17 protein-coding genes and 1 pseudogene are annotated in these 24,114 nt (G+C 37.0%); 15 read left to right on the top strand and 3 right to left on the bottom strand.

Annotation, left to right across the window (positions count from 1 at the left end; genetic code table 11):
• Nucleotides 1-4 precede the first annotated feature (4 nt).
• The 7 genes and pseudogenes from RM549_RS03315 to RM549_RS03285 all read left to right on the top strand — a co-directional run bounded on the left by RM549_RS03315 (nt 5) and on the right by RM549_RS03285 (nt 7,493).
• Nucleotides 5-961, top strand: coding sequence for an L-threonylcarbamoyladenylate synthase (locus RM549_RS03315; RefSeq protein ID WP_311681150.1), 957 nt, complete (start codon nt 5-7; stop codon nt 959-961).
• Between the two features lie 5 nt (nt 962-966).
• A pseudogene (locus tag RM549_RS03310) lies at nt 967-2,316 on the top strand (dihydroorotase).
• A 77-nt stretch (nt 2,317-2,393) separates the two neighbouring features.
• Nucleotides 2,394-3,353 carry a sodium-dependent bicarbonate transport family permease gene (locus tag RM549_RS03305; protein WP_311681132.1) on the top strand — a complete coding sequence of 320 codons (960 nt, stop codon included), beginning with the start codon at nt 2,394-2,396 and terminating at the stop codon, nt 3,351-3,353.
• 418 nt (nt 3,354-3,771) lie between these two features.
• Nucleotides 3,772-4,965 (top strand): PepSY-associated TM helix domain-containing protein, encoded by a 1,194-nt coding sequence (locus tag RM549_RS03300; RefSeq protein ID WP_311681126.1) that lies wholly within the window; start codon nt 3,772-3,774, stop codon nt 4,963-4,965.
• 516 nt (nt 4,966-5,481) lie between these two features.
• A complete protein-coding gene (locus tag RM549_RS03295; protein ID WP_311681654.1) occupies nt 5,482-5,811 on the top strand; it encodes a DUF4256 domain-containing protein in 330 nt (109 codons plus the stop codon).
• Between the two features lie 84 nt (nt 5,812-5,895).
• A complete protein-coding gene (locus RM549_RS03290) occupies nt 5,896-6,867 on the top strand; it encodes an ion channel (protein WP_311681120.1) in 972 nt (323 codons plus the stop codon).
• Nucleotides 6,868-7,184: 317 nt separating this feature from the next.
• Nucleotides 7,185-7,493: a hypothetical protein gene (locus RM549_RS03285; protein ID WP_311681112.1), complete on the top strand. Its 309-nt coding sequence runs from the start codon at nt 7,185-7,187 to the stop codon at nt 7,491-7,493.
• A gap of 246 nt (nt 7,494-7,739) precedes the next feature.
• Here the strand turns inward: RM549_RS03285 and RM549_RS03280 are convergent, their stop codons facing one another.
• Both RM549_RS03280 and RM549_RS03275 read right to left on the bottom strand, forming a co-directional pair.
• Complete coding sequence (locus tag RM549_RS03280) at nt 7,740-7,877, bottom strand: FKBP-type peptidyl-prolyl cis-trans isomerase (protein WP_349254673.1); 138 nt, start codon at nt 7,875-7,877, stop codon at nt 7,740-7,742.
• A gap of 20 nt (nt 7,878-7,897) precedes the next feature.
• Complete coding sequence (locus RM549_RS03275) at nt 7,898-8,026, bottom strand: hypothetical protein (RefSeq protein ID WP_311681098.1); 129 nt, start codon at nt 8,024-8,026, stop codon at nt 7,898-7,900.
• 631 nt (nt 8,027-8,657) lie between these two features.
• Between RM549_RS03275 and RM549_RS03270 the strand changes: the two genes are divergently transcribed.
• The 8 genes from RM549_RS03270 to RM549_RS03235 all read left to right on the top strand — a co-directional run bounded on the left by RM549_RS03270 (nt 8,658) and on the right by RM549_RS03235 (nt 19,270).
• A complete protein-coding gene (locus RM549_RS03270; RefSeq protein ID WP_311681090.1) occupies nt 8,658-9,662 on the top strand; it encodes a LacI family DNA-binding transcriptional regulator in 1,005 nt (334 codons plus the stop codon).
• A gap of 248 nt (nt 9,663-9,910) precedes the next feature.
• A complete protein-coding gene (locus RM549_RS03265) occupies nt 9,911-11,059 on the top strand; it encodes an endo-1,4-beta-xylanase (protein ID WP_311681082.1) in 1,149 nt (382 codons plus the stop codon).
• A gap of 22 nt (nt 11,060-11,081) precedes the next feature.
• Complete coding sequence (locus RM549_RS03260) at nt 11,082-13,016, top strand: glycoside hydrolase family 97 protein (RefSeq protein ID WP_311681074.1); 1,935 nt, start codon at nt 11,082-11,084, stop codon at nt 13,014-13,016.
• 41 nt (nt 13,017-13,057) lie between these two features.
• Nucleotides 13,058-14,620 carry a glycoside hydrolase family 43 protein gene (locus tag RM549_RS03255; protein WP_311681069.1) on the top strand — a complete coding sequence of 521 codons (1,563 nt, stop codon included), beginning with the start codon at nt 13,058-13,060 and terminating at the stop codon, nt 14,618-14,620.
• A gap of 1 nt (nt 14,621) precedes the next feature.
• Complete coding sequence (locus RM549_RS03250) at nt 14,622-15,980, top strand: family 43 glycosylhydrolase (RefSeq protein WP_311681068.1); 1,359 nt, start codon at nt 14,622-14,624, stop codon at nt 15,978-15,980.
• Nucleotides 15,981-15,985: 5 nt separating this feature from the next.
• On the top strand, nt 15,986-17,035 hold the full coding sequence (locus RM549_RS03245) for a glycoside hydrolase family 95 protein (protein WP_311681067.1): 1,050 nt from the start codon (nt 15,986-15,988) through the stop codon (nt 17,033-17,035).
• A gap of 24 nt (nt 17,036-17,059) precedes the next feature.
• A complete protein-coding gene (locus RM549_RS03240; protein WP_311681066.1) occupies nt 17,060-18,028 on the top strand; it encodes a glycoside hydrolase family 43 protein in 969 nt (322 codons plus the stop codon).
• A 72-nt stretch (nt 18,029-18,100) separates the two neighbouring features.
• Complete coding sequence (locus tag RM549_RS03235; protein WP_311681065.1) at nt 18,101-19,270, top strand: alpha/beta hydrolase-fold protein; 1,170 nt, start codon at nt 18,101-18,103, stop codon at nt 19,268-19,270.
• 120 nt (nt 19,271-19,390) lie between these two features.
• Here RM549_RS03235 and RM549_RS03230 read toward each other — a convergent pair whose 3' ends face one another.
• Nucleotides 19,391-23,458, bottom strand: coding sequence for a hybrid sensor histidine kinase/response regulator transcription factor (locus RM549_RS03230; RefSeq protein ID WP_311681063.1), 4,068 nt, complete (start codon nt 23,456-23,458; stop codon nt 19,391-19,393).
• Nucleotides 23,459-24,114 lie beyond the last annotated feature (656 nt).

Raw genomic sequence — 24,114 nt, 5'->3', positions numbered from 1 at the left:
TTAAATGCAAACAAACATCGAAAAGGCGATCCTAGAATTAAATAATACCGGAATTGTAGCTATACCTACGGAAACTGTTTATGGCCTGGCCGGAAACGCCTTCAGCGAAAATGCTGTAAAGAAAATTTTTAGATTGAAAAAGAGGCCTGCTCATAATCCCCTGATTGTGCACCTGAGTTCAGCAGATGATCTGGAGAAGATTGCAAAAGAAATTCCGGAGACGGCTTTTAAACTGGCCAGATCTTTTTGGCCGGGGCCCCTTACTCTGGTTCTAAAGAAGAAAAATATAATTCCGGGTGTGGTGACTTCGGGTCTTGAAACAGTTGCGGTACGAGTACCAAATCATCCCCTCACACTGGAGCTACTGCAGAGACTGCAGTTTCCTTTGGCGGCCCCAAGTGCAAATCCATTTGGATCTATAAGCCCCACAAAAGCGGCACATGTAAAAAAATATTTTAAAGGCAGGTTAAGTACTGTCTTAGATGGGGGGGAGTGTGAGAGAGGAATAGAGTCAACTATCGTGGGTTTCAATGGTGAAGAACCCATAATATTAAGACACGGTGCAATTTCTATAGAAGAATTGGAAAAGGTGGTTGGAAGCCTAAAGTTTTCTACGCACAATGAAGATAAACCAAATGCTCCCGGAATGCTTTCCCGGCATTACTCACCGGCTACAGAAAGTTATTTGACAACTGATGTAATAAAGGCCATGACATCATTTCCCGGAAAAAGAATCGGGTTACTTCTATTTAGCAAAAGAGTGCCAGATCACACACTTATTCACCAGGAAGTACTATCGGAAACAGGAAACTTTAAAGAAGCTGCAAATAAATTATATGCCGCAATGCATCGTCTGGATAAAAAGAACGCTGATGTTCTCATTTTTGAAGAGCTTCCGGAGAAAGGCCTTGGTCTTACCATAAATGACAAATTAAGAAGAGCCACTAATCGAAAAATTTAAGAGGAATGTCTACAACCATTATTAGAAATGCTACAATTGTTAATGAAGGCAAACGGTTTGTGTCTGACCTTCGCATCTCAAATGGAAGAATTGAGAAAATAGGGACATCTGTGGATGTCACCTACGACTCACATGAAATAAATGCAGAGGGATTATTCCTTATGCCCGGCGTTATTGATGACCAGGTGCATTTTAGAGATCCCGGCCTAACTCATAAAGCTGATATTTTTTCAGAATCTGTAGCAGCTGTTGCTGGAGGAGTGACATCATTTATGGATATGCCCAACACTATTCACAATACCCTTACCCGGGAATTACTGGAGGATAAATACAAAATGGCTTCAGAAAAATCTCTTGCCAATTATTCCTTCTTTATGGGCATAAGAAAAGATAATCTCGAAGAGGCCTTAAAAACAGATACTGAAACTGTCTGCGGAATTACAGATGACGGACTATATTTTCACAATGAAGAAGGAATTCTTGCAAATGATCCCGAATTCTTGGATCAGCTTTTTTCCCGATGCGAAACCCTGGTTGCTCTACATTCTGAAGATGATGAAATTATAAAGAGAAACCTTGAGAAATATAAATTAAAATACGGAAAAGAAATCCCCTTTTCCTGCCATCCGGAGATAAGAAGCGAAGAAGCCTGTGTGGTTGCTACCAGGAGAGTATTGGACATTGCCCGCAGGTATGATAATCGCCTTCACCTTTTCCATATCTCTACTCTTGCAGAAGCGAACCTTTTTAAAAACAGCACCCCGGTTGAAAAAAAACGTATAACAGCCGAGGCCTGCGTCCATCACCTTTGGTTTTCTGAAAAAGATTATGAAAACCTTGGCTCCAGAATAAAATGGAACCCTTCAATTAAAAAAGAAAGTGACAGAAATGGACTCCTGGAAGCTTTAAATGATAACAGGCTGGACATTATAGCTACAGACCATGCACCTCATACCATAGGAGAAAAATCAGGTAATTATTTTCAAGCGAATTTGGGAGGGCCTCTGGTGTAACATGCTTTGGTATCTATGCTGGAGCTTAGTCGCCAGGGAAAAATAAGTCTCGAAAAAGTGGTTGAGAAAATGAGTCACCATGTGGCAGAGATTTATCGGATAAAGGAAAGGGGATATATACGTGAAGGATATTTCGCAGATCTGGTGCTGGTAGATATAAATTCTCCATGGAATGTCACCACAAATAATCTTCTCTATAAGTGCAATTGGTCCCCTTTTCTGGGAGAGAAGTTTAACAGCAGGGTCACGCATACTTTCGTAAACGGTAACCTTGTTTATGAGGGCGGGAAAATATTTAATAATAAAAAAGGACAAAGACTACTTTTTAAAAAGCTGAGATAGAACTATCAGCAGATGATTTACAACACTTTTCACTCTTATTACTCAACAAATAAATAACATATAAAAGAAGAACATTTATGAATCTTAATTTACTCCTAGATAATTTAACGAGTCCTGCCTTACTATTTTTTGTAATGGGAATCCTTGCTGTTCAGTTAAAGAGTGACCTGGAAATCCCGAAAAGCTCGTCCAAATTCATTTCCCTCTATCTTTTATTTTCCATAGGGTTTAATGGGGGACGCGAATTATCCCACAGTCATTTTTCCATGGAGATGATCTGGACTGTATTATTTGGTGTAATTAGTTCGATTGCAATTCCGGTTTACACCTTTTTTCTTCTTAAGAAAAAGCTGAGTATCGAAAATTCCGGAGCCATTGCAGCAGCCTACGGGTCAATTAGTGCTGTAACTTTTGTGACCGCTGTTTCCTTTCTTGAAATTCAGCAAATTTCCTATGGTGGGCATATGGTGGCCTTAATGGCCTTAATGGAAGCTCCTGCTATAATTGTAGGTGTAACGTTGATTTCGCTGTACGGAAAAAAAGATGAAAATTCGCCAAAATTCAGCAATTTGATTGGTCATTCTTTTACTAATGGTAGTGTGCTAATGATCTTAGGAAGTTTAATTATCGGTCTTCTGGCAAGTGAAAGTCAGGCCCAGGGTATTGCCCCGTTTACCACAGATATTTTTAAAGGCTTTCTGGCTATTTTTCTTCTGGATATGGGAATAATCAGTGGGAGAAAATTGGCAGATTTTATAAGAAGTGGCTGGTTTACCTCGCTCTTTGCCGTTGTTATCCCTGTAATAAATGGATGTACTGTGGCCTGGATAAGTAAATTGGTAACAGGTAGTACCGGAGACAGGTTTATGCTGGCAATATTAGCGGCGAGTGCTTCTTACATTGCGGTACCTGCAGCTATGAAAATGGCGGTTCCCAAGGCAAATCCCGGACTATACCTACCAATGGCCCTGGCTGTAACTTTTCCTTTTAATATTACTTTTGGAATGCCCTTATACATGATGATTATAATGGCTTAAAACAAGAATCGTGAGTCTGGTTATTACAGAGGCAGATTAAAAGTCATTTAACCTTGAATCTTTCAAAAATTAATACTTGGGAATTCCTATAAAAACATGTTTAATACTGAAGTAAGAACTGTCATTTCTTTTATCTGGATTTCTGAAATAGAAGGGTATTATTTAATCATCTCTAAATTAAAACCATTCTAAATAAAATTTGGATTATTTATTTTTTATCATAATTTAGCGTCTTTATTTGGACTAATTCTAAATGAGTTTATTTACCGCTTTTGTCGTCTTTGATGTGTTTATGGGTAGTACTGCCGCACAAGTATACATAAAGTATTAAACAGTAATTGAAGCTTATGTTTCAAAATTAGTATAGAGACAATGAGGGATGTAAAGTCTTTAATCTATTGATAAGTCACCGGACAACATGGGAAAAAGTAAGAGTACAACTACTACAAAGAAGTGGATCAGGAAAATTCATCTTTATCTGGGCTTAGCTACAGGCCTGGTAGTTCTTATTGTGTCACTTACCGGGTGCCTTTGGGTTTTTCAGGAAGAGATTAACGAACTTACCTCAGGTGTGCCGCAGGTAGAACCTCAAAACGCGGAAAAAATTGACCCTCTTGAAGCTAAGAATATGGCTCAGACTGTCTTCCCCGGAAAACATGTTCACGGAACGCTTTATGAAGGAGGAGCAAATCCTATTCAGGTAATCTTTTATGAAGAGGAACCGGAAGAATTCTACAGTTCGGTTTTTTTAAATCCCTGGGATGGAGAAGTACTTCATATTGAAAATCATCTTACAGGTTTCTTTCATTTTATTCTGGATGGCCATATGCACCTCTGGTTACCGCCAGTGATCGGCAGCGAAATCGTAGCTTGGAGTACCGTTATTTTCTTTTTAATGATTATTTCGGGTATAATTTTGTGGTGGCCCAAAAATAAAAAGGTGAGAGGACAAAGAACCTGGTTCCGCTGGAATCCCGGTACTAAATGGAAAAGAAAGAATTATGACCTTCACCAGATAGTTGGTTTTTACGCGAGTTTTATTGCGGTATTCTTTATCCTTACCGGTTTAATTATGACCTTTGACGCCTTTAGTGCTGGCTTTTATAAAGCTATTGGAGGGGAAAAAGGCATAGAGTTTTCTGTTCCGCTTAACAATTCGGGAGCTTTAACCACAAAGGAGGGAGAAGAACCCATCAGGGAATTAATGCCTATGTTACAGGAAAGATTTCCAGATGCAAAAGATTATGAGATCCATTATCCCTATGATGAAAACTACAGTATTTATGTAGAGGTAAGCAATAGTGACGGAATCTACTATGACTCCGATTACAGGTTCTATGATCAAAATAATTTAGCAGAAGTCCCTTCAGAAAGTATTTATGGGGTATATGAAGAAGCAGGATTTTCTGAAACAGTACTGCGAATGAATTATGACATTCATGTAGGTGCCATTGGAGGTATACCCGGCAAGGTACTGGCATTTTTTATTAGTTTATTCTGTGCCTCTTTACCTGTAACCGGATTCTTGTTGTGGTACGGAAGAACATTTAAAACGAAGAAAAGTCAGGTAAAGGTTGAGAAGAAGGAAAGGGTAATGGCTTATCAGCAGTAACGTACAGATTTGAAAATGTGCTGATTTGAAGATTTGCTACTATTTTATTCGAGTTAAATACAAAGCGACAGCTCCAAAATGTCAATTATCGGCCTGTAAATCTTTTTCCTTAGATGAAAGTGCTGATTTGAAGATTTGCTAATGGGCTGGCTGTAGCATTCTTTGTACCGAATGTCACACAGAGCCTGTCGAAGTGTGGGCTGGCTTCAGCGAATTTATTTCATTTTTTATATTTGAATAGTACAAAGCGACAGCTCCAAAATGTCAATTATCGGCCTGTAAATCTTTTTCCTAGATGAAAGTGCTGATTTGAAGATTTGCTAATGGGCTGGCTGTAGCATTCTTTGTACCAAATATATAATATTGAGCGGAGTCAACTCTGAACTCAAAACTCTGAACTTTTTTTAAATGTGGTGATTTGCTCACGGGCTCACTGTAGCCTCCTGCTTCCTGTTTCAGTTTTAAAATGAATGCTCCGAAATGTCAATTATCGTCCCTAAATCAACTTAAGAAGAACTGGCATTATCAGCAGAAGAACAGGAAGAAGGCATCAGCGTTTTACACTTTAGTTTTAATAGAAATATGCACCGCCATGAGGGTCTTAATTGGTCCCAAATCGAGAAAAAGCTGCAGGGAAATAATGAAAAGCTGAACTTGCTTTATCAAATGGAGCAGTCTGGTGGGAAACCCGATGTTGTTGGTGAGGATAAGAAATCGGGCGAATATATTTTTTACGACTTCTCGGCTGAAAGTTGTGATCGTCGTTATGATCAGGTTTTTATGTCCTACAACGGAGCGGAATCTTATTATGCAGCCAGAGGTTTCCGTGGTTCGCTTAGGGTTTAAGGTTGTTATTTTTAACTTAAAAACTTGCCACTCCTGCCAAGTCTCCTTAAGTTCTATAGCTGTTAACCCTAAAGGAGAAATCAGATGTCCGAAATTTTACTAATCTGTGGGAGCCTTATTTTATTACTGGCGATTCATGATTTTTTCTATACTACTCTGTCAGGAAGTGGCGCTGGTTTTATTGCTGAAATTGTTTCTATATTTTCAGATAAAGTAATCCAGGTTGTTGTACAGCTTACCGGAAGAAATGCTTACAATTACCAGGGATTATTTGTTAATCTCATGATCCTTTCTACCTGGCTGTTATTAATCTGGGGCGGATTGCATCTGATTTATTCCTCTAACCCGGAAGGATTAACGAATAGTAGTGGTAGGGTTGCGAATAACTGGGAGCGCCTTTATTTTACCGGGTACACTTTATCTACGCTCGGTATGGGGAATTTTAAGCCTACCACCGCATTTTTTGAAATTTTGACCAGCTGCTTCTCATTTTTCGGTTTTATTTTCTTCACCAGTTCAATGACTTATTTTCTCTCTGTTTCCTCTTCTTTGGTGAACAAAAGATCGCTCTCTAAAGGAATTTATAGTTTAGGAAATACCCCGCAACGCATTGCAGAGAAATTTCGCGCAGTCGATCCATATTTTAGCTACCAGAAATTTTTAAATTTACAGGAGATGGTAAGTAAACACTCTGTAAATCATAATTCCTATCCTGTTATCCATTTTTATACTGAAAAGGATAAAACAGATAGTTTCTCCATTAATATAACGAGGTTAGATGAAGCAATAAGTATTCTACTTAATTCTGAAAAGGATGAGAATCTATTGGCAGAATTAGAACCTCTGCGTTCTTCTGTAACGAGCTTTCTGAAGAATATGGATACCAATTTTTCCCGGAGTCTGCCCCGGGTGGGAGACTCAGTAAATTCAGCTGATTTACCATATATCCTGAATGGTAAAAATTCAGAAGAATTAATAGAGCGCAGACGTATTTTAGAAAGGTTGTTGAGAAGCGAAGGATTTAACTGGAAAGACGTTGTGGGGCAGGATATGTAATTTTTTGCTCATGCCAGTTTGAAAAAGAAATTTTTCGGTTTTTTTTTTGAAAAACCTGACTGGCATTTAACTGATATTAAGGCTTTAATATTAGTAAGGAGCTTCAAAAATGGCAATTATCAGCAATAAAAGGGTTTTATGTTTTTAATTTGGAATTTATTTAAAAAACTTAATACTCTAATTCATAATCCATACACCTTTAATAGGGACAATCATAAGTGTTTAAACCGAAATTAAAACTATTTAGGGAAATTTTATCTGCACCTTGTGAAAGTCCTGTTCTTACAAACCTTATAATAGCAGAAAATAATAATGTTATGAAGAAAAATGAAATAGAACAGGCTACCGTCTGGTTGGAGAATCTACTTGATGAATTTAAGAAAACCAGGGCAATGGGGAAAAAGACCAATTCCAACGAAGAAAGAGCACAATCTATTGCTGAGATAAAGGAAATCACACAAAGGCTGGAAGCTTATATACGCAATAATGAAAAATTACTCGAAGAGATCGCCGGCACTGAAATTGAGCTGGCAAGAAATATATCCTGGAACGAGGTGGTACGCCCTGCCCATTTTGAAGAAGATCTGACTAAAGAAATTGATAAACTTAAAAAGCAGGTTTCTTAAACTGTTTTTTAGTTTAATGTTTATGGTCTGTTGTCCTATTAACCTTTTCCGGCATACGTTGGCAATATCTTGGATTTATTCTAATTTTTTAAGAAAGTTTCATGTTAATTTTTAGGTTATGGGACATTCGTTTTAGCATCTTAAGTCAATCGAGAGGTTTTTTTAGGAGAAGATATAGACCTTTATGGCAACTTGAAAAAGGCAATTATCGGCCTGTAAATTTTGGTTTGCGGATCCAGTTTAATATTAATCTACTACCTCGATAAGATCAATTTCGAAAATTAATACTGAGCCTCCTGGAATGCCCCTGTAATCCTGAAAACCATAAGCAAGATGGGAGGGTATGAGGAGCATTCCACTTCCACCTTCTTTAAAATAAGTAATTCCCTCTGTCCAGCCTTTGATTACTTGCTGTAGGTTGAAAACAATTCCTTAATCAGGTCTTTGGTCAAATATCTCACCATTAATAAAATATCCTTTATAGGCCACACGAACATCATCTGTTGCTGTTGGTTGCTCTCCAGTACCTTCATCTTCAATAATATAATAAAGTCCGGAATCACTCTTCTCTGCCTGAAGATTATTTATGGACAGATATTCCTGTATTTCCTGATCATTAAGTATAACATAATCTTTGTCCTGATCATTATCTGATGAATTATCGTCGCTGCAGGAAATAAAGTGCTTTTATATTTCAAAAAATTTCAGGATGAATAAAGTTTCTGAATAAAATTGATATCATACATTTTTTTAACCTGCGGATCATTTTTCCTCAAAATGTAACATAGCAGAAAGAAATTGTAACAGTTCAACCTCCACAGTATCAATGATTGAAGTACATTCGTGCATGGGTGTTTCAAAAAGTTTTCTTAAGTCTAAGAATTCAGCTTTACTGAATAAAAATATAAATTAAATTAAGAAGAACTTGCAAAACAGGTTGTTTTTGTCATAGAAATAAGAGGAAGATATAATAAGCTATTTATGTGTTTTAGTTAGGAAAAGTTAAGTGGAATTTACTGGTTCTGACATCAATCATATTACGATGTATATAATCTTATTCAGTTATGATGTGGCAACCTGTTACTTTAAAAAATAGATTTCAGAAACACATTCCGCTTTTTTAATTGATTAAAAAGGGATAATTATTACGAACAATTAAAAATTATGAGAGAAAAAATAACATTAAAAGCCCTTTCAGAATTATTAGGATTATCTCCAGCTACTATATCGAAATCTTTAAGTAATAGTAGCGAAATAAGTTCTGAAACAAAGGAAAGAGTAAAAAAAGTTGCAGCTTTTTACAATTATGTTCCAAATCATTATACGCCAAAACCAAAAATTAAGAAAAGGAAAACAATAGGAGTTATTATTCCCACTATGCAAATAAGTTTTTTTTCTCAGGCACTTGAAAGCATGATTAATGAAGCTAATAAGAACGATTTTAGAATAGTAGCATGTATTTCTGATGAATCGGTAAAGAAAGAAAGAGAGAATATTGATTTTCTTATCCAGAGACAGGTAGATGGGGTTGTTATATCTCCTGCCTATGAGACACAGGTTTCGGCTAATATTACTCATTTAAATAAATTGAAGCAATTAAAACTGCCAATGGTTCTGTTCGGTAGAACGATTGATAATATCACTTGTGATAAAATTGATATTGATGATTTTGGGGAAACTTATAAAGCTACACAGGAACTATTTATGTCCGGTAGAAAAAGAATTCTTTACATTTCAGGGTCAACAGAAACAGGTAGTAATGAACAGCGGAAAAATGGATATATAAGTGCAGTTTTAAATTTAAATGGCAAGTCTTCTTGTTTAGAGTACCGTAATACAAAGGTTTTTCTTGAGGATTTTAAGTTAAGTCTTAAATCAAATGAAATTGATGGAATTTTAATTTCTGATGAATTAACTGCTATTCAATTAATTAAAAATTTACAGAAGTGGAAATATAATTTACCAAAGGATATTTCTATTACTGGATTTTCTACTGGTTTAATTGAAGAAAATTACTTTCCATCTTTCATTGCTATTGATCAGAAACCTGCTGAGCAGGGGGTCCTGGCTATAAAAACCCTCATAAATAGGATTGAAAACGAAATAGATTGTGATGTTGCTTCTTGTAAATTGCAGACTTCTCTTCTTCACGAAGAATCAACAGTTTAAATTTGCTTAAATAAGCAAATGAAAAGCTTTATTCTTTAGTACTATTTTAGGATTATACTATTTATATTTTAAGATCACGGTAGATCTCTGTTATTCTTTGCGGATTGGAAGTTCTTTAATAAAACAATTCCTTCATTAAATTTAACCGATTTGCCCGGGGGATCTGGAAGACATTTTAGTAGATTGCCAAATTTCTGAATATTATAATAATAAAGTTATGTTGGATACAGGTCTTGAAAAATACAGCTATGAAAATAAATAAACTACTTACTCTGCTTTTCTTCTTAAGCTGCAGTCTTATAATGGCAAATAATGAAGCCGGGGGGTTAGACTCTACAGTAATCAGGAAAGGAATAAGCTTGAAGGAAGCTTATAAAGATAAATTTTTGATTGGGACTACTTTAAATGCCTGGCAAATTAGGGGGAGACAGCCTGAAGAACTTAAGGTTGCCACAGAAAATTTCAATTCCATTGTTGCCGAGAACATTATGAAAAGTGCAAGAATTCAGCCTAATGAAGGGGAATTCAATTTTGAACTTGCCGATGAATTTGTGAAGATCGGTGAAGAAAATAATATGCACATCCATGGGCACACTTTAATATGGCATTCCCAGGCACCTGACTGGTTCTTTAAAGGTGAGGATGGAAATACGGTTTCCAAGGAAGTGCTAACTCAAAGAATGAAAGATCATATCCATACGGTAGTTGGACGTTATAAAGGCAGAATTCATTCCTGGGATGTCGTAAATGAGGCTATTGAAGACGATGGCAGTTACCGAAAAAGTAAGTTTTTCGAGATTTTAGGTGAAGATTTTATAAAGCTGGCTTTTGAATTTGCCCACGAAGCCGACCCCGACGCGGAGCTTTATTATAATGATTACTCTATGGCAATTCCTGGAAAACGTGCCGGAGTAGTTAGAATGGTAAAGAAGCTCCAAAGTGAAGGTGTTACTGTTCACGGGATAGGAATGCAGGGTCATATAGGGCTCAATAATCCTGATATCAGGGAATTTGAAAAAAGCATAGAAGATTACGGGAAGCTGGGAAAGGTAATGATCACAGAATTGGACCTGAGCGTTTTACCATCACCTTGGGGGGATGCCGGGGCAGAGATTTCAGACAGTTACGAGTATGAAGATGAAATGAATCCCTTTCCTGATGGTTTGCCCGGCAATGTTGAGCAGCAATTTGTTAATAGATATGTAGAGTTTTTTAAACTTTTTCTAAAACATGAGGATAAAATTACCAGAGTTGCGCTTTGGGGGGTAAACGATGGTAATTCCTGGAAGAACAATTGGCCGGTTAGAGGCAGAACCGATTATCCATTATTATTTGATCGTGAGAATAATCCAAAACCTGTTGTGAATGCCCTTGTAAAACTGGCTTCAACAAAATAACCCTACAAAATTTAATTTAGAAATGAAGAACTTTTTTTTTGTTATCTGCCTAATGGGCGTTTTTCCATTTGTAATGGCACAGGAAGCGACTGTTAAGAGTCCTAATGATGCCTTAAAATTAGATGTATACATAGAATCAGGAATACCCACATATACCGTGCTTTATAATAATGAAGTGGTTTTGGAAAAATCCCGGCTGGGCCTTAAAACTAATATTTCGGATTATTCCGACGCTTTGAACTTTGAAGGAAGTAAGACTAATTCTATAGAAAAGAATTATGAATCCCAAAAGCTGAAAGATTCAGAAATAAATTACAATGCACAGGAACTAACCGCCACTTTTACCACTCAAAAAGGGCGAAAAATGGATGTAATTTTCCGGGTAAGTAATAATGATATTGCTATTAGATACCATCTCCATAAATACAGCGACACCATAGCTCACGTGGTGACGAAAGAATTTACCGGATTCAATTTCCCAAATACAGCAAAAAGCTTTCTTACGCCTCAGTCCAAATCTATGGTTGGTTTCCAGCGTACCAAGCCCAGTTACGAAGAGGGTTATTATTTAGATCAGGAGATCACCGCAGCTTCAGCTCATAATATGGGCTATACATTTCCAGGTTTATTTAAAACTGAAGATCATTGGATCCTGCTTTCCGAAACAGGAGTGGACGGAACTTATGTGGGTGCTCATCTCAGCGACCCCAATGCTGAAGGGGAATACACGATCGCTTTTCCCGATAGTACCGAAAATAATAATTTTGGAAGTACAGGTGCGGCCATTTCCCTTCCATTCAGTACGCCCTGGCGAACTATTACGATTGGAGAAAGTTTAAAGCCCATTGTAGAAACCACCATTCCTTTTGATGTGGTGGAGCCGCTTTATGAAGCATCTCAGGATTATAAATTCGGACGCGGCGTATGGAGCTGGATTATGTGGCAGGATGCAAGTATGAATTATGACGATCAGGTGACCTACATCGATTTTGCTGCAGAAATGGGTTATGAATACATTCTTATAGATGCTCTTTGGGACCAGAAAATCGGGTACGACAGGATGGAGGAGTTAATTGAATACGCCAACAGTAAAAACGTTGATGTCTTTTTATGGTATAATTCCAATGGCGTAGCGAATGACGCGCCTATGACGCCAAGGCATAAAATGCACAGGGCAATTACCCGTAAACAGGAAATGAAGTGGTTGCAGGAGAATGGCGTAAAAGGTTTAAAAGTTGATTTTATGGGTGGTGATAAGCAGGAGACCATTCAGCTTTATGAGGATATTATGTCCGATGCCAATGACCACGGATTGATGATGATCTTTCACGGCGCTACTTTACCCAGAGGATGGGAAATTCTGTACCCTAATTTTATAAGTACTGAAGCGGTTCTTGCTTCAGAAAACCTGATGTTCAGTCAGTATGCAAACGACCAGGAAGCCCGAAGTGCTGCAATTCATCCATTTATAAGAAATACCGTGGGAAGTATGGATTTTGGAGGTACCGTTCTCAACGAAAGGTATAATCGAACCAATGACGGTGGAAATGTAAGAAAAACTTCTGATGCTTTTCAGCTGGCAACTGCTGTTTTATTCCAGACGCCGGTTCAGTTTTTCGCTTTAACACCGAATAACCTTAAAGATGCTCCTGAATTTGCCGTAGAATTTATGAAAAATGTTCCTACCAACTGGGATGAAACTATCTTTATTGATGGTTATCCGGGCGAATACAGCGTAATAGCAAGGAGACATAAGGAGCAGTGGTATGTAGCCGGGATCAATGCTTCAAAAGAAGCAAAGAAAGTGAGCTTTTCCCTTCCGGAACTTGAAGGAAATAAATTCGGTATTATTAATGACAATAGAAAAGGGAAATCTGAAAAGAAAGAAATAAAATCAAAAAAGGGAAAATTTGAAGTAACAATTCAACCTCAGGGTGGCTTTATAATTACAAATTGAATGGCTGTTTAGTTGGTTTTTTAGGATTAATTAGAATCGAAATGAATAAAGTACATGTAGTCCTTATAATTTTAAGTCTGCTTCTGGGAAATCCAATTGTTGCACAAGAGCAGGCTCAAAATCCCATAATCCACGCCGATGTTCCCGATATCTCTATTATTCGAGTAGGTGAAAACTATTATATGAGCAGTACCACGATGCATATGAGTCCGGGGGTACCAATAATGAAATCTACCGATTTGGTGAATTGGGAGATAATTAATTATGCTTACGATACTCTGGGAGATGAGAATGCGCTTGAGTTAGAAAATGGAGAAAATGCGTATGGTGCCGGATCCTGGGCGAGTAGTTTACGTTACCACAACGAAACTTTTTACGTTTCAACTTTTGCAAGCACTACAGGAAAAACGCATATTTTTAAAACAAATGATATTGAAAATGGTAGCTGGGAAGAAATTTCTTTTGCACCCTCTTTTCACGATAACACCTTATTTTTTGATGAAGACGGGAAAACTTACCTCATTTGGGGTGGCGGAAAATTGAATATAGTAGAGCTTAAAGAGGATCTTTCAGGAGTAAAAGAAGGTACAGAGCGGGTTATAATTGAAAATGCTACTAAACCGATTGGTTCTGACTATATCCTACATGCCGAAGGATCTCAAATATTTAAAGTTAACGAAAAGTATTATTTATTTAATATCGCCTGGCCGAGAGACGGGATGAGAACAGTTATTATTCACCGGGCCGATAAAATTACTGGACCTTACGAAGGAAAGCTCGCTTTTCAGGATAAAGGGGTGGCACAGGGCGGTCTACTTGACACACCTAAAGGGGATTGGTATGCTTATTTATTCCGGGATTATGGCGCAGTAGGGCGTATTCCATATCTGGTTCCGGTGGAATGGAAATATGGCTGGCCGATATTAGGCAAAAATGGCAAGGTACCTGAGACTTTGGATCTACCCGCAAGTGAAGGATTAATTCCGGGGATTGTTGCTTCAGATGATTTCAATAGAAATTCCGGTGATCGAAATTTGCCTTTGGTCTGGCAATGGAACCACAATCCGCAGCCGGAATTCTGGACGGTAGAAGACCGCGAAGGCTATCTTAGATTGACTACCGACAGGGTAGATTCTTCATTTTTAGATACCCGAAACACTTTAACCCAAAGAACCATTGGTCCCAAAAGTTCTGCAATTACAAAAGTTGATCTTTCAGGAATGAAGGACGGGGATTATGCTGGACTTGGATTGCTTCAGAATAATTTTGGATTTGTAGGAGCTAAAATGCTAAATAATAAGAAGCACATTATTATGGTCAATGGAGCTTCCGAAGAACCCGTTGAGGTGGAAAGTATTCCTTTGAATCAGGAGGAGCTTTACCTTAAGGCTGTTGGTGATTTTCAAGACAGGAAAGATACAGCAGAATTTTACTTTAGTCTTGATGGTGAAAACTGGAAAGCTATAGGCAACGAACTTAAAATGTCCTACACGCTTCCGCACTTTATGGGGTACAGGTTTGCGTTGTTCAACTACGCTACCAAAGAATCTGGGGGTCACGTAGATTTCGATTACTTTAAAATTGAAGCTGAAAAAAATAATTAAAATGAAAAATTTAAATATCCCGAAAACGATATCTCTTAGTCTGATTATATTTTTCCTATCAGTAAATGCTTTTGCACAGAATCCGCTGATTATGGATCAGTTCACAGCAGATCCTACGGCAAGGGTATTTAACGGAAAACTCTATGTATTTCCTTCCCACGATATTGTGCCGCCGGAAGGCGAAGGCCGTGCCGAATGGTTCAATATGGCCGATTACCATGTGTTTTCTTCGGAAAATCTTACCAATTGGACAGATCACGGGAAAATTCTGGATCAAAAAGATGTGCCATGGGCAGATCCTAAGGCTTACAGTATGTGGGCGCCTGATGCAGTATCCAAAAATGGCAAATTTTACTTCTATTTTCCCACCAGACTCAAAGACGCCGGAGACGGGGAAAAAGGTTTTTCCATCGGGGTAGCCATTGCCGACAAACCTGAAGGACCTTATAAGCCACAGCCAAACCACATTGAAGGTGTGGAAGGCATAGATCCCAATGTTTTTATTGATAAAGACGGGCAGGCTTATTTGTACTGGTCCCGTGGAAAAATTTATGGTGCAAAACTGAAGGATAATATGCTGGAGCTGGATTCAGAAATAAAGACTTTCGAGGAGATCCCTCAAAAAGGGCATATTGAAGGACCTTTTGTTTTCAAAAGAAACGGGACTTTCTATATGACCTATCCCCACGTTCCCAATAATACCGAAAGGCTGGAATATGGAACTTCAGATAATCCAATGGGGCCTTTTACCCATCAGGGGGTTATTATGGATGAATCGGCTTCGGGTACCTGGACCAATCATCATTCCATCGTAAATTATAAAGATCAGTGGTACTTATTTTATCACGATAATGATCTTTCCCCCGATTTTGATAAGAACCGCTCCATTCGTGCCGATAGTTTGTTCTTTGAAGAGAATGGTAACATAAGGAAAGTGACTCCAACTAAACGGGGAGTTGGAATTACTTCTAGTACTTCTGAAATCCAGGTAGACCGCTATAGCGCAAAGAGCAACTATGGCGCTGCTTCAGTTTTTTTAGACAGGCTTGATCCCTTCCAGGGTTGGAAAGTGGTTTTAAATAAACCTGATGCCTGGGTAAGATATAATAAGGTCGATTTTGGGACAGAAAGGCCGAAAATTGCCAAAATAAGAGCAAGATCTTTAACCGGCGGTACTGTAGTGCTGAAACTGACAGGTGAGAACGATGAGGATGTTGTTGAAGTAACCATCCAAAAAGGCGGAGAATGGGATGTTTTCTCGGCTCCTGTAAAATCTGAAGCAACAGCTGTTCAGGATCTTATCGTGCAACTTAAAAGTGGTGCCGGAGTTGAAGTAGACTGGGTGCTATTTGAAAAATAGAAGGGATGAGCATTGGTAAGATTAAAATTTCAAAAAGTTATATTTTCAATTATGGGTTTTCTGTAATTCTGGGAATGCTGTTTTTGATCTCACCTTTTCAATCCTGGAGTCAAAATTCCCAATTAAAACTCTGGTATAATAAGCCTGCTGAAAAATGGGTAGAGGCACTTCCCCTAGGAAACGGACGCCTTGGTGCAATGGTTTATGGAGATCCACAGGAAGAGATCATTCAATTAAATGAAAATACGATCTGGGCAGGACAGCCTAACCGGAATGACTATCCCGAAGCCAAAACCTATTTACCCGAAGTGCAGAAACTTCTGTTTGAAGGAAAAAGCGCAGAAGCAAAGGAGCTTGTCAATCAGCATTTCATAAGCAAAACTTCCCACGGAATGCCTTATCAAACCGCAGGGAACCTGAAACTATCTTTTCCGAATCACCAAAATTATACTGAATATTACCGGGAACTGGATTTGGAAACTGCGGTTACCACAACCCGCTATACAGTTGGAGGTGTTAGCTATGAAACTAAAGTTTTCGCATCCCATCCCGATCAGGTGATCGTGGTACAAATTACAGCAGATAAACCCGGAGCTTTAAATTTTACAGCTACGATGGACCGCCCAGGAGATGCTGAAGTTTCAGCTGAAAATGGGACATTAAAACTACAGGGTAAAACCAGCGATCTTGAAGGAATAGAAGGTAAAGTTGAATTCCTGGCGATCACTAAAATTCAGACTGAAGGCGGAAAAATTACTTCAGAAAATAAATCTCTTAAAATTCAGGATGCCAATAGTGCTACACTATATATTTCCATCGCTTCAAATTTTAAAAACTATAAAGATCTAAGTATTGATGAAGAAGTTAAAGCGGCAGAATATCTTTCAGCAATAGAAAAAAAGGAATCAGCAGAGATCTACCAAACCCACCTGGATGAAAGCAACCCGCTTATTTCAGAAGAATCTGATTTAAACCCGGTTGAAATTCAGAAGGGTTATGAATACGATTTAAAAACTTCTGAAGGAGAACAGTATACATTAAATATTACAAAATGACTATAACCGATAAATAATAAAATTATGAAACTAAAAATTAAAATGCTCGTATTGGTAGGATTAGGGGTAATGCTTGCACCACAGCTTACAAAAGCTCAAAACCCTATTATTACAGATGTTTTTACCGCAGATCCGGCACCGCTGGTTTATGACGACACGGTTTATTTGTACACCAGCCACGATACAGCTTCGGTATCTTCCACCAACTATGAAATGAAGGATTGGCTGGTTTTTTCTTCAACTGATATGAAGAATTGGAAAAATCACGGACCAAAACTCTCGCCAAAAGATTTCTCCTGGGCAACCGGGGATGCTTATGCCGCTGAGGTTGCAGAAAGAGACGGTAAATTTTATTTCTATGTCTCTACATTTCATAAAGATGATGACAGGAGCGATGGAGGTGCTGCAATAGGAGTAGCGGTTGCAGATTCACCCTTAGGGCCATTTAAGGATGCAAAAGGAGAAGCTTTAATCTATAATGAAATGACCACCGATAATCCTCACGGGTGGGATGATATTGATCCTTCGGTTTTTGTAGATAATGATGGGCAGGCATATATGTACTGGGGCAATGGTAGTCTCAAAATGGTGAAATTGAAAGATAATATGACCGAATTAGATGGGGAGATCCAATATTATAATCCAAAGAATTTTATAGAAGGTCCCTGGGTTTACAAAAGAAAGGGCCTGTATTATTTAGTTTATGCGAGCAAGGGAGAAGAACGCGAAAGAGTTGAATACGCTACCTCTGATAGTCCCGAAGGTCCCTGGGAATACCGTGGAATACTTGCGGACAGCGCTCCCAATAGTTTTACCATTCATCCCGGTATTATCGAGTACAAAGGAAAAGATTATTTCTTTTACCATAACGGGGTATTGCCAACCGGAGGAAGCTATCGACGTTCAATAACCGTAGATTATATGTATTATAACGAAGATGGTACTATTCAGAAAGTAGAACAAACGGAGGAAGGAGTAGAAGCCGTAGAATAGTTTTATAAACTGAATGAGTAGAGAGTGCATTTCTTCTGGAGACTATTATCTCCTTTCTAAAAACTTTAAATTATGAGAAATCAATTATTGTTATTATTTATTCTTTCAGTATCATTTTCTTTTGCTCAAACGAAACAGGAAAAGATCGCTGAAGATTTTGAACCTTCTTCAGTGAATCAGTCCGGAAAGAAATTTCCAAAGGTAAATTCAGAAGGAAGGGTAAGGGTCCAAATTGGAGCACCCGAAGCAAATAAAGTTCAGCTAGATATTGGTGGTGTAAAGTATGATCTTGAAAAAAATAAAGAAGGTTTATGGGTAGGAGAATCTGCCCCGCAAGATGAGGGCTTTCATTATTATCAGCTGAATATTGATGGTGCTTCAGTTCCAGATCCTGGTTCAAAATATTATTATGGTGCCGGTCGCTGGGGCAGCGGGATTGAAATTCCGGCTGGCGATAAAGAATTTTACGCTTTAAAAGATGTTCCCCACGGAAACGTTTCTGAAAACTTATATTTTTCAGAAATAACCCAGCAATGGAGGCGTAATTTCGTCTACACCCCGCCGGGATATTTTGAAAACCTCGAAAAGAGATATCCGGTACTATACCTTCAGCATGGGAGTTATGAGGATGAAACCGGCTGGTCCTCCCAGGGTCACGCCAACTTAATTCTGGATAATTTAATTGCTTCAGGTAATGCAGAACCTATGATTATCGTAATGGATAACGGGTATGCATATAAACCTGAAGACCTTGAAGAAGCGGGAGAGAATCGGCCAAAGTCTTCTTTTGAAGAAGTACTTATAAAAGAGGTTATTCCTAAAATTGATAACAAGTTTCGCACAATTCCAAACCGGGATAACCGTGCCATTGCCGGACTTTCAATGGGTGCCAGTCAAACCATGAGCATTATTATGAATAACCTGGACCAATTTTCGTATTACGGTGGTTTTAGTGGTACAGCCAACTTTCCCGGCAATAAAGAACTGGATGCATATACTTTTCTAAATGGTGCTTTTAGCAATGCCGAAGAAGTTGAGCAAAAACTTAATGTTCTTTTCCTGGGATTGGGGACTAAAGAGGCTGAGGTTTTCTTCAATACCGTAAATGCATTTCGGGATATGCTGGAAAAACAGGATATAGATTACACTTATTATTCGTCGCCAGAAACTGCCCATGAGTGGTTAACCTGGCGCAGGTCTTTATATCAATATGCCCAGATATTATTTGATCAAAATCAATAATAATAAATCAGGATTATAGATTTCAAACCCTTATTAGTTTTATCCCGTTCAATAAATAATTTTTTTTGAACTAGCAGAACCAAAAGCACATTCAAGTATAATTTACATTTTCGGGTATTATTAACTTATGCTATTTTTTGTTAAATTCTTTTTTCTGTAATTAGAAGGAGAAACACCATAAAAATCTTTAAAACTGGTTGAAAATTTAGATACACTTGAGAAGCCGGTAGCGTATGCCACTTCCGAAACAGATATGTTTTTAGAAATTAACAGTTCGGCTGCTTGATTTAATCGTACGTTTCTAATAAGCTCCCGCGCAGATTGATTTGTTAATTGCTTTAATTTTCGGTAGAGATGTACTCTGCTAATTCCTAATTCCTGTGCAATCATTTCGACATTAAGATCTGTGCTATTTAGATTTTTGCTCACCACATCCATGAAACGCTGGATTAACTTCTCATCAGCAGATTTCATTTGAACCTTTTCGATTTTATCATTATGAGTTTGATTACCTCCGAATGAATTTTTAAGAATTTTTCTATTCCTGATAAGGCTTTTAACTGTCTTTTTTAGGATTTCAATATTAAAAGGTTTTGCCAGGTAAGCGTCTGCACCTATATCTAGTCCCTGTACTTTTGTTTCATCATCTGTTTTACCTGTCAATAGAATTATTGGTATATGATTGAGCTTAATATTATTTTTTAGTTTTCTGCAAAATTTAATACCATTCATCTGGGGCATTACTATATCACTAATAATGAGATCGGGATTTTCTTTTAAAGCTATTGGTAAGGCTGCTTTACCATTTGATGCTGAAACAATATTGTACTGTAATTGTAATTCCTGGCAGATGTAATTCCTTACATCCTGATTATCATCTATAACCAGGATTTTAGGTTTGTTTTTATTATTAGTATTTGAATCACCTTCATCTTTTAAAATTGGGGAGATTAATCTTTTATTTTCTGGTTTAAAGTTTTCATTATGCTTTACTTCATGGTCAATTTCTTCTGGACTAAGGTGTTTTTTACCTAAAGGTATACTTACAATAAATTTACAACCAACTCCATTTCTGTTGTTTTTGGCGTAGATAGTTCCATGATGTAATTTGGCAATAGACCGGGTAAGATGAAGACCTATACCTGTACCTTCAGAACGACGTAGATTGTTATTTACCTGATAAAAACGGTCAAATACCTTTTCTATCTCACTCTTATTTATTCCAACTCCATCATCTTTAATTATTATATGAAAATATTTCTTTCCAGATTTAACTGCAGTACTACCTAGGTTTTTAGTGGTAATAATTATTTTAATAAGGCCATTTTCTGGAGAAAATTTCACCGCATTAGAAAGTACATTTTGTATAATCTTATCAAAATGTTTAGGATCTATCCAAACTTGAAGTTCCTCAACTTCTGAGTAAAATTTAACGCGGAGGTTCTTTTCATTAACTTGATCTTCGAAAAGAGAGTAAATATCTTGTATAAAGGAGATTAGCTCTACCTGACGAAATTTTAATTCAATTTGACCCTTATCCAGTTTTCTGGCATCGATTAATTGGTCGATCAACTGCAAGATACGGTCAGAATTACGTTGCATTATCCGGTAACTCTTTTGTCTTGCCTCATTATCATCAGTAAGAATTAATTTTTTTAAAGGATTGGTAATTAAAGAAATAGGTGTTTTAATATCATGGGAGATATTTGTTAAAAATTGTAGCTTAGCTTCATTAATTACCTTAGCCTGCTTGTAATTTCGAAGCCTCTTCCTGGTTTCTTGACGTTGACGAATTTGATGAAGGATGAAGTAACAAAAGATGATAAAAAGAACGGTGTAAAGAAATTTCATCCAGGTCGAGAAATACCATGGAGGATGAACGATAATTTCTAGACTTCTAATGTCCGAAAAATAACCTTGATCATCAGCTTTAACCTCAAAAGAATAATAGTCTGGTTGGAGATCACTAAAGGTGACATTATTAACACCAGGTTGTAATTTAATCCACTCGCCTCCATCAAATTTATACAAGAATTTCACCCTTTCAGGATTATCAAATTCCAACGAAGAAAATTCGATGCTAAAATCATTATCCTTATGTGATAAGTGGAAGGTGTCGGCGTCAATTATAGCTTTATCAACAATGTCATAACTTCCAGATTTCGTCCCTTTTTTTACAGATTTATCCTGAAGATAAAATCCGGTTATTTCTACATTAGGAATTATTCGCTGTTCTATTATTTCACTGGGATCGAAGAAGGTTACACCATTTGTACTACCAAAAAATAACTGATTCTCGGAAGCATAAGAAGCGTTTTTGAGAAATTCATTGCCTTGAAGGCCATCATTAAAAAAATAATTAAAAAACTGATTTTTCGCTGGAATAAATTTACAAATGCCATGACTGGTACTAATCCATAAATTATTCTCATCATCACTGACGATGGAGCTTATTATATTGCTCGGAAGACCATCCTCAGTTGTATATTTTCTCTTAATTTCTTCTCCTTCTGGTTTAAGGAATAGACCTTCTGATGTTCCAATCCAAAGGTTTTTCTCCTTATCTTCAAAGAGTGAATAGACAATTTTTCCCCGTAAGAATTTATTCTTACCTTGTTCTGTCACATAACTATAAGTCTTTAAATTTAAAATGCTAAGGCCATCAAAAGTGCCGATATAAAGTTTATCGCTTTCAGAAAAAAGGAGACAATTAATCCATTCGTTATCCAGGACATTATTTGGTTCACCATTTTTGATGACATTGTGGTTCTTTACTTCATTAGAAGTTAAATTAAGGGAAAAAAGCCCCGAACCCATTGTGCCAATCCAAAGACGATCATCATTGTCTTCAGTTAAACTGAAAACCCGATTGACCTGATATTTTTTTTCATCCCTTAAGCCCTCAACATAATCAAATCGGTTCTTTTCTTTATCAAGTTTAGCTAATCCATTCAGATAAGTTCCGATCCATAAATTATTTTTAGAATCCTCAAAAATACACATGATAGTCGATGAATTTCCTGAGTCCTTCGTATTATTGGAGTAATGATATTTTTTTTTCATCCCGGGAGAAATTCCATACAAACCATCACCATCTGTTCCTACCCATAATGTTTCGTCTTCATCTTTAAATACTGACATTACGGTACTGGAACCAATAATATTATTTTTAAAAGACTGATATCCTATGTAATTGAAATTGTTTTTTCTTGCAGGAATTAGCATAACCCCTTTGTGATACAGACCAAGCCATAGATTTCCTACTTTGTCTTCAATAATTGAATGCACTTTAGCCTTAGAGAAATTGTAATTTGGAAAATTAATATTCGTTTCGTTTACCTCCTGTTGAGAAGGGATAAAGGTTTTTAAGCCTTCTCCATCAGTACCAATTAAAATCTTGTTTTCTTTTGATAAGTGCAGGGATGTAATAGATGTATTTTCGGTTGATGAAATAGGAAGAAAATCATCGGAAGCATTATCGTACTTCAGAAGTCCGTGATTAAAGCTTCCTATAAAAATATTTTGATCTGCGTCCTGAATTATAGTGGAAATATTGTTTTGATATTTCTCATTAAAAAGATATTGTCTGACTCGGTTCTTCGAATCAATTTTAAAAATTCCCTGATCTTGTGTTATAATCCATAGGTTTTCTTCATTGTCTTCAAAAAGTTTTAAAATAAATGGACTTGAAATTAAATTTGGTAGGCTATGGGCTGCAGGTGCTGAGTCTGAAGAGTCAATTTCGAAAATTCCTTCGCCAGATGTTCCTACAAGAACCTGTCCGTTTTTCCTTTCCAGGATACATAATACATGTGCTTTATAAGGATCATTATTCTCAAGTAATAAAGGGATTTCTTCGAAATCTTCGGTGGCGTGATCATATATTTGAAGTCCGTTAAAAAAACCAAAATAAAGTCTATTCTTGCTGTCTTCGAAAATCTCCTTTACATAATTATTTAATAGGGATTTGGAATCACTACGGTTTTGTTTGAAGATGGTAAACTTTGAGCCGTCATATCTGTTGAGACCATCTTCTGTGGCTATCCAAATAAATCCTTTACTATCTTGATGTACATCATTCACGAGACTGCTGGATAACTCAGAATCAGTTGAAAATAACCTGCCCGATTGAGCCACTGCTAATAAAGGGAAAAGTATGAGGACTATAAGTAGTTCTTTTATTTTCAAATGCTAAAGGTTGAATTAGAAATAATCAAAAAATTAGTATTAAAAGGAATATAATGATCCTGCTATAATTTCTAGAAAAGTACCTTATAAACTAATAGTGCAAGTGACCACAAGTTTATTAAATCAGTCGGAATTTCGCAATTTTATACGATTAAAAATAGAAATTCATCAATTTTTATTTTTAAAACCTTCACCTTTAACAAAGGTGTTTGGTAATATTCGTGTCTGGTTATTTATGTGAAGTCAACGTTGAAAAAATGAATACGATCGAAGGTAAAAAAAATATACTGGTCGATTTAAAGACTTTTGATATTTTAAATTTAAGTGGATACGGGAGCAGAATACTTAAAATAAACGATATTCTAATAATAAATTTCCAATGTAACATGATGAAAAGAACGTGTAACAAATCGATGGCTTTTTTTACGGGCTTCCTAATATCTTTGTAAAGGAAGTGAAGTAGACCTATAAATCTGTATTGTGTCAGAGCTCAAGTAGAACATCAGCAAATAGGGAAGAAGAGGGCCGCCAGATTAATTTCCGGAGGACGGGCTCGAAATGTTTATTTCGTAATCTTACTGTTTTAAATTAGCAGTAGCCAAAGTAGAAAATAATTTATTTTCTAAATGTTTCTCTACTTTTTTAAATTTAATAAA

It is taken from the genome of Autumnicola patrickiae, assembly GCF_031846525.1.
Classification (GTDB): domain Bacteria; phylum Bacteroidota; class Bacteroidia; order Flavobacteriales; family Flavobacteriaceae; genus Autumnicola; species Autumnicola patrickiae.
The sequence above is the reverse complement of the archived record's forward strand: the minus strand, read 5'-3'. Positions and strand labels throughout refer to the sequence as shown.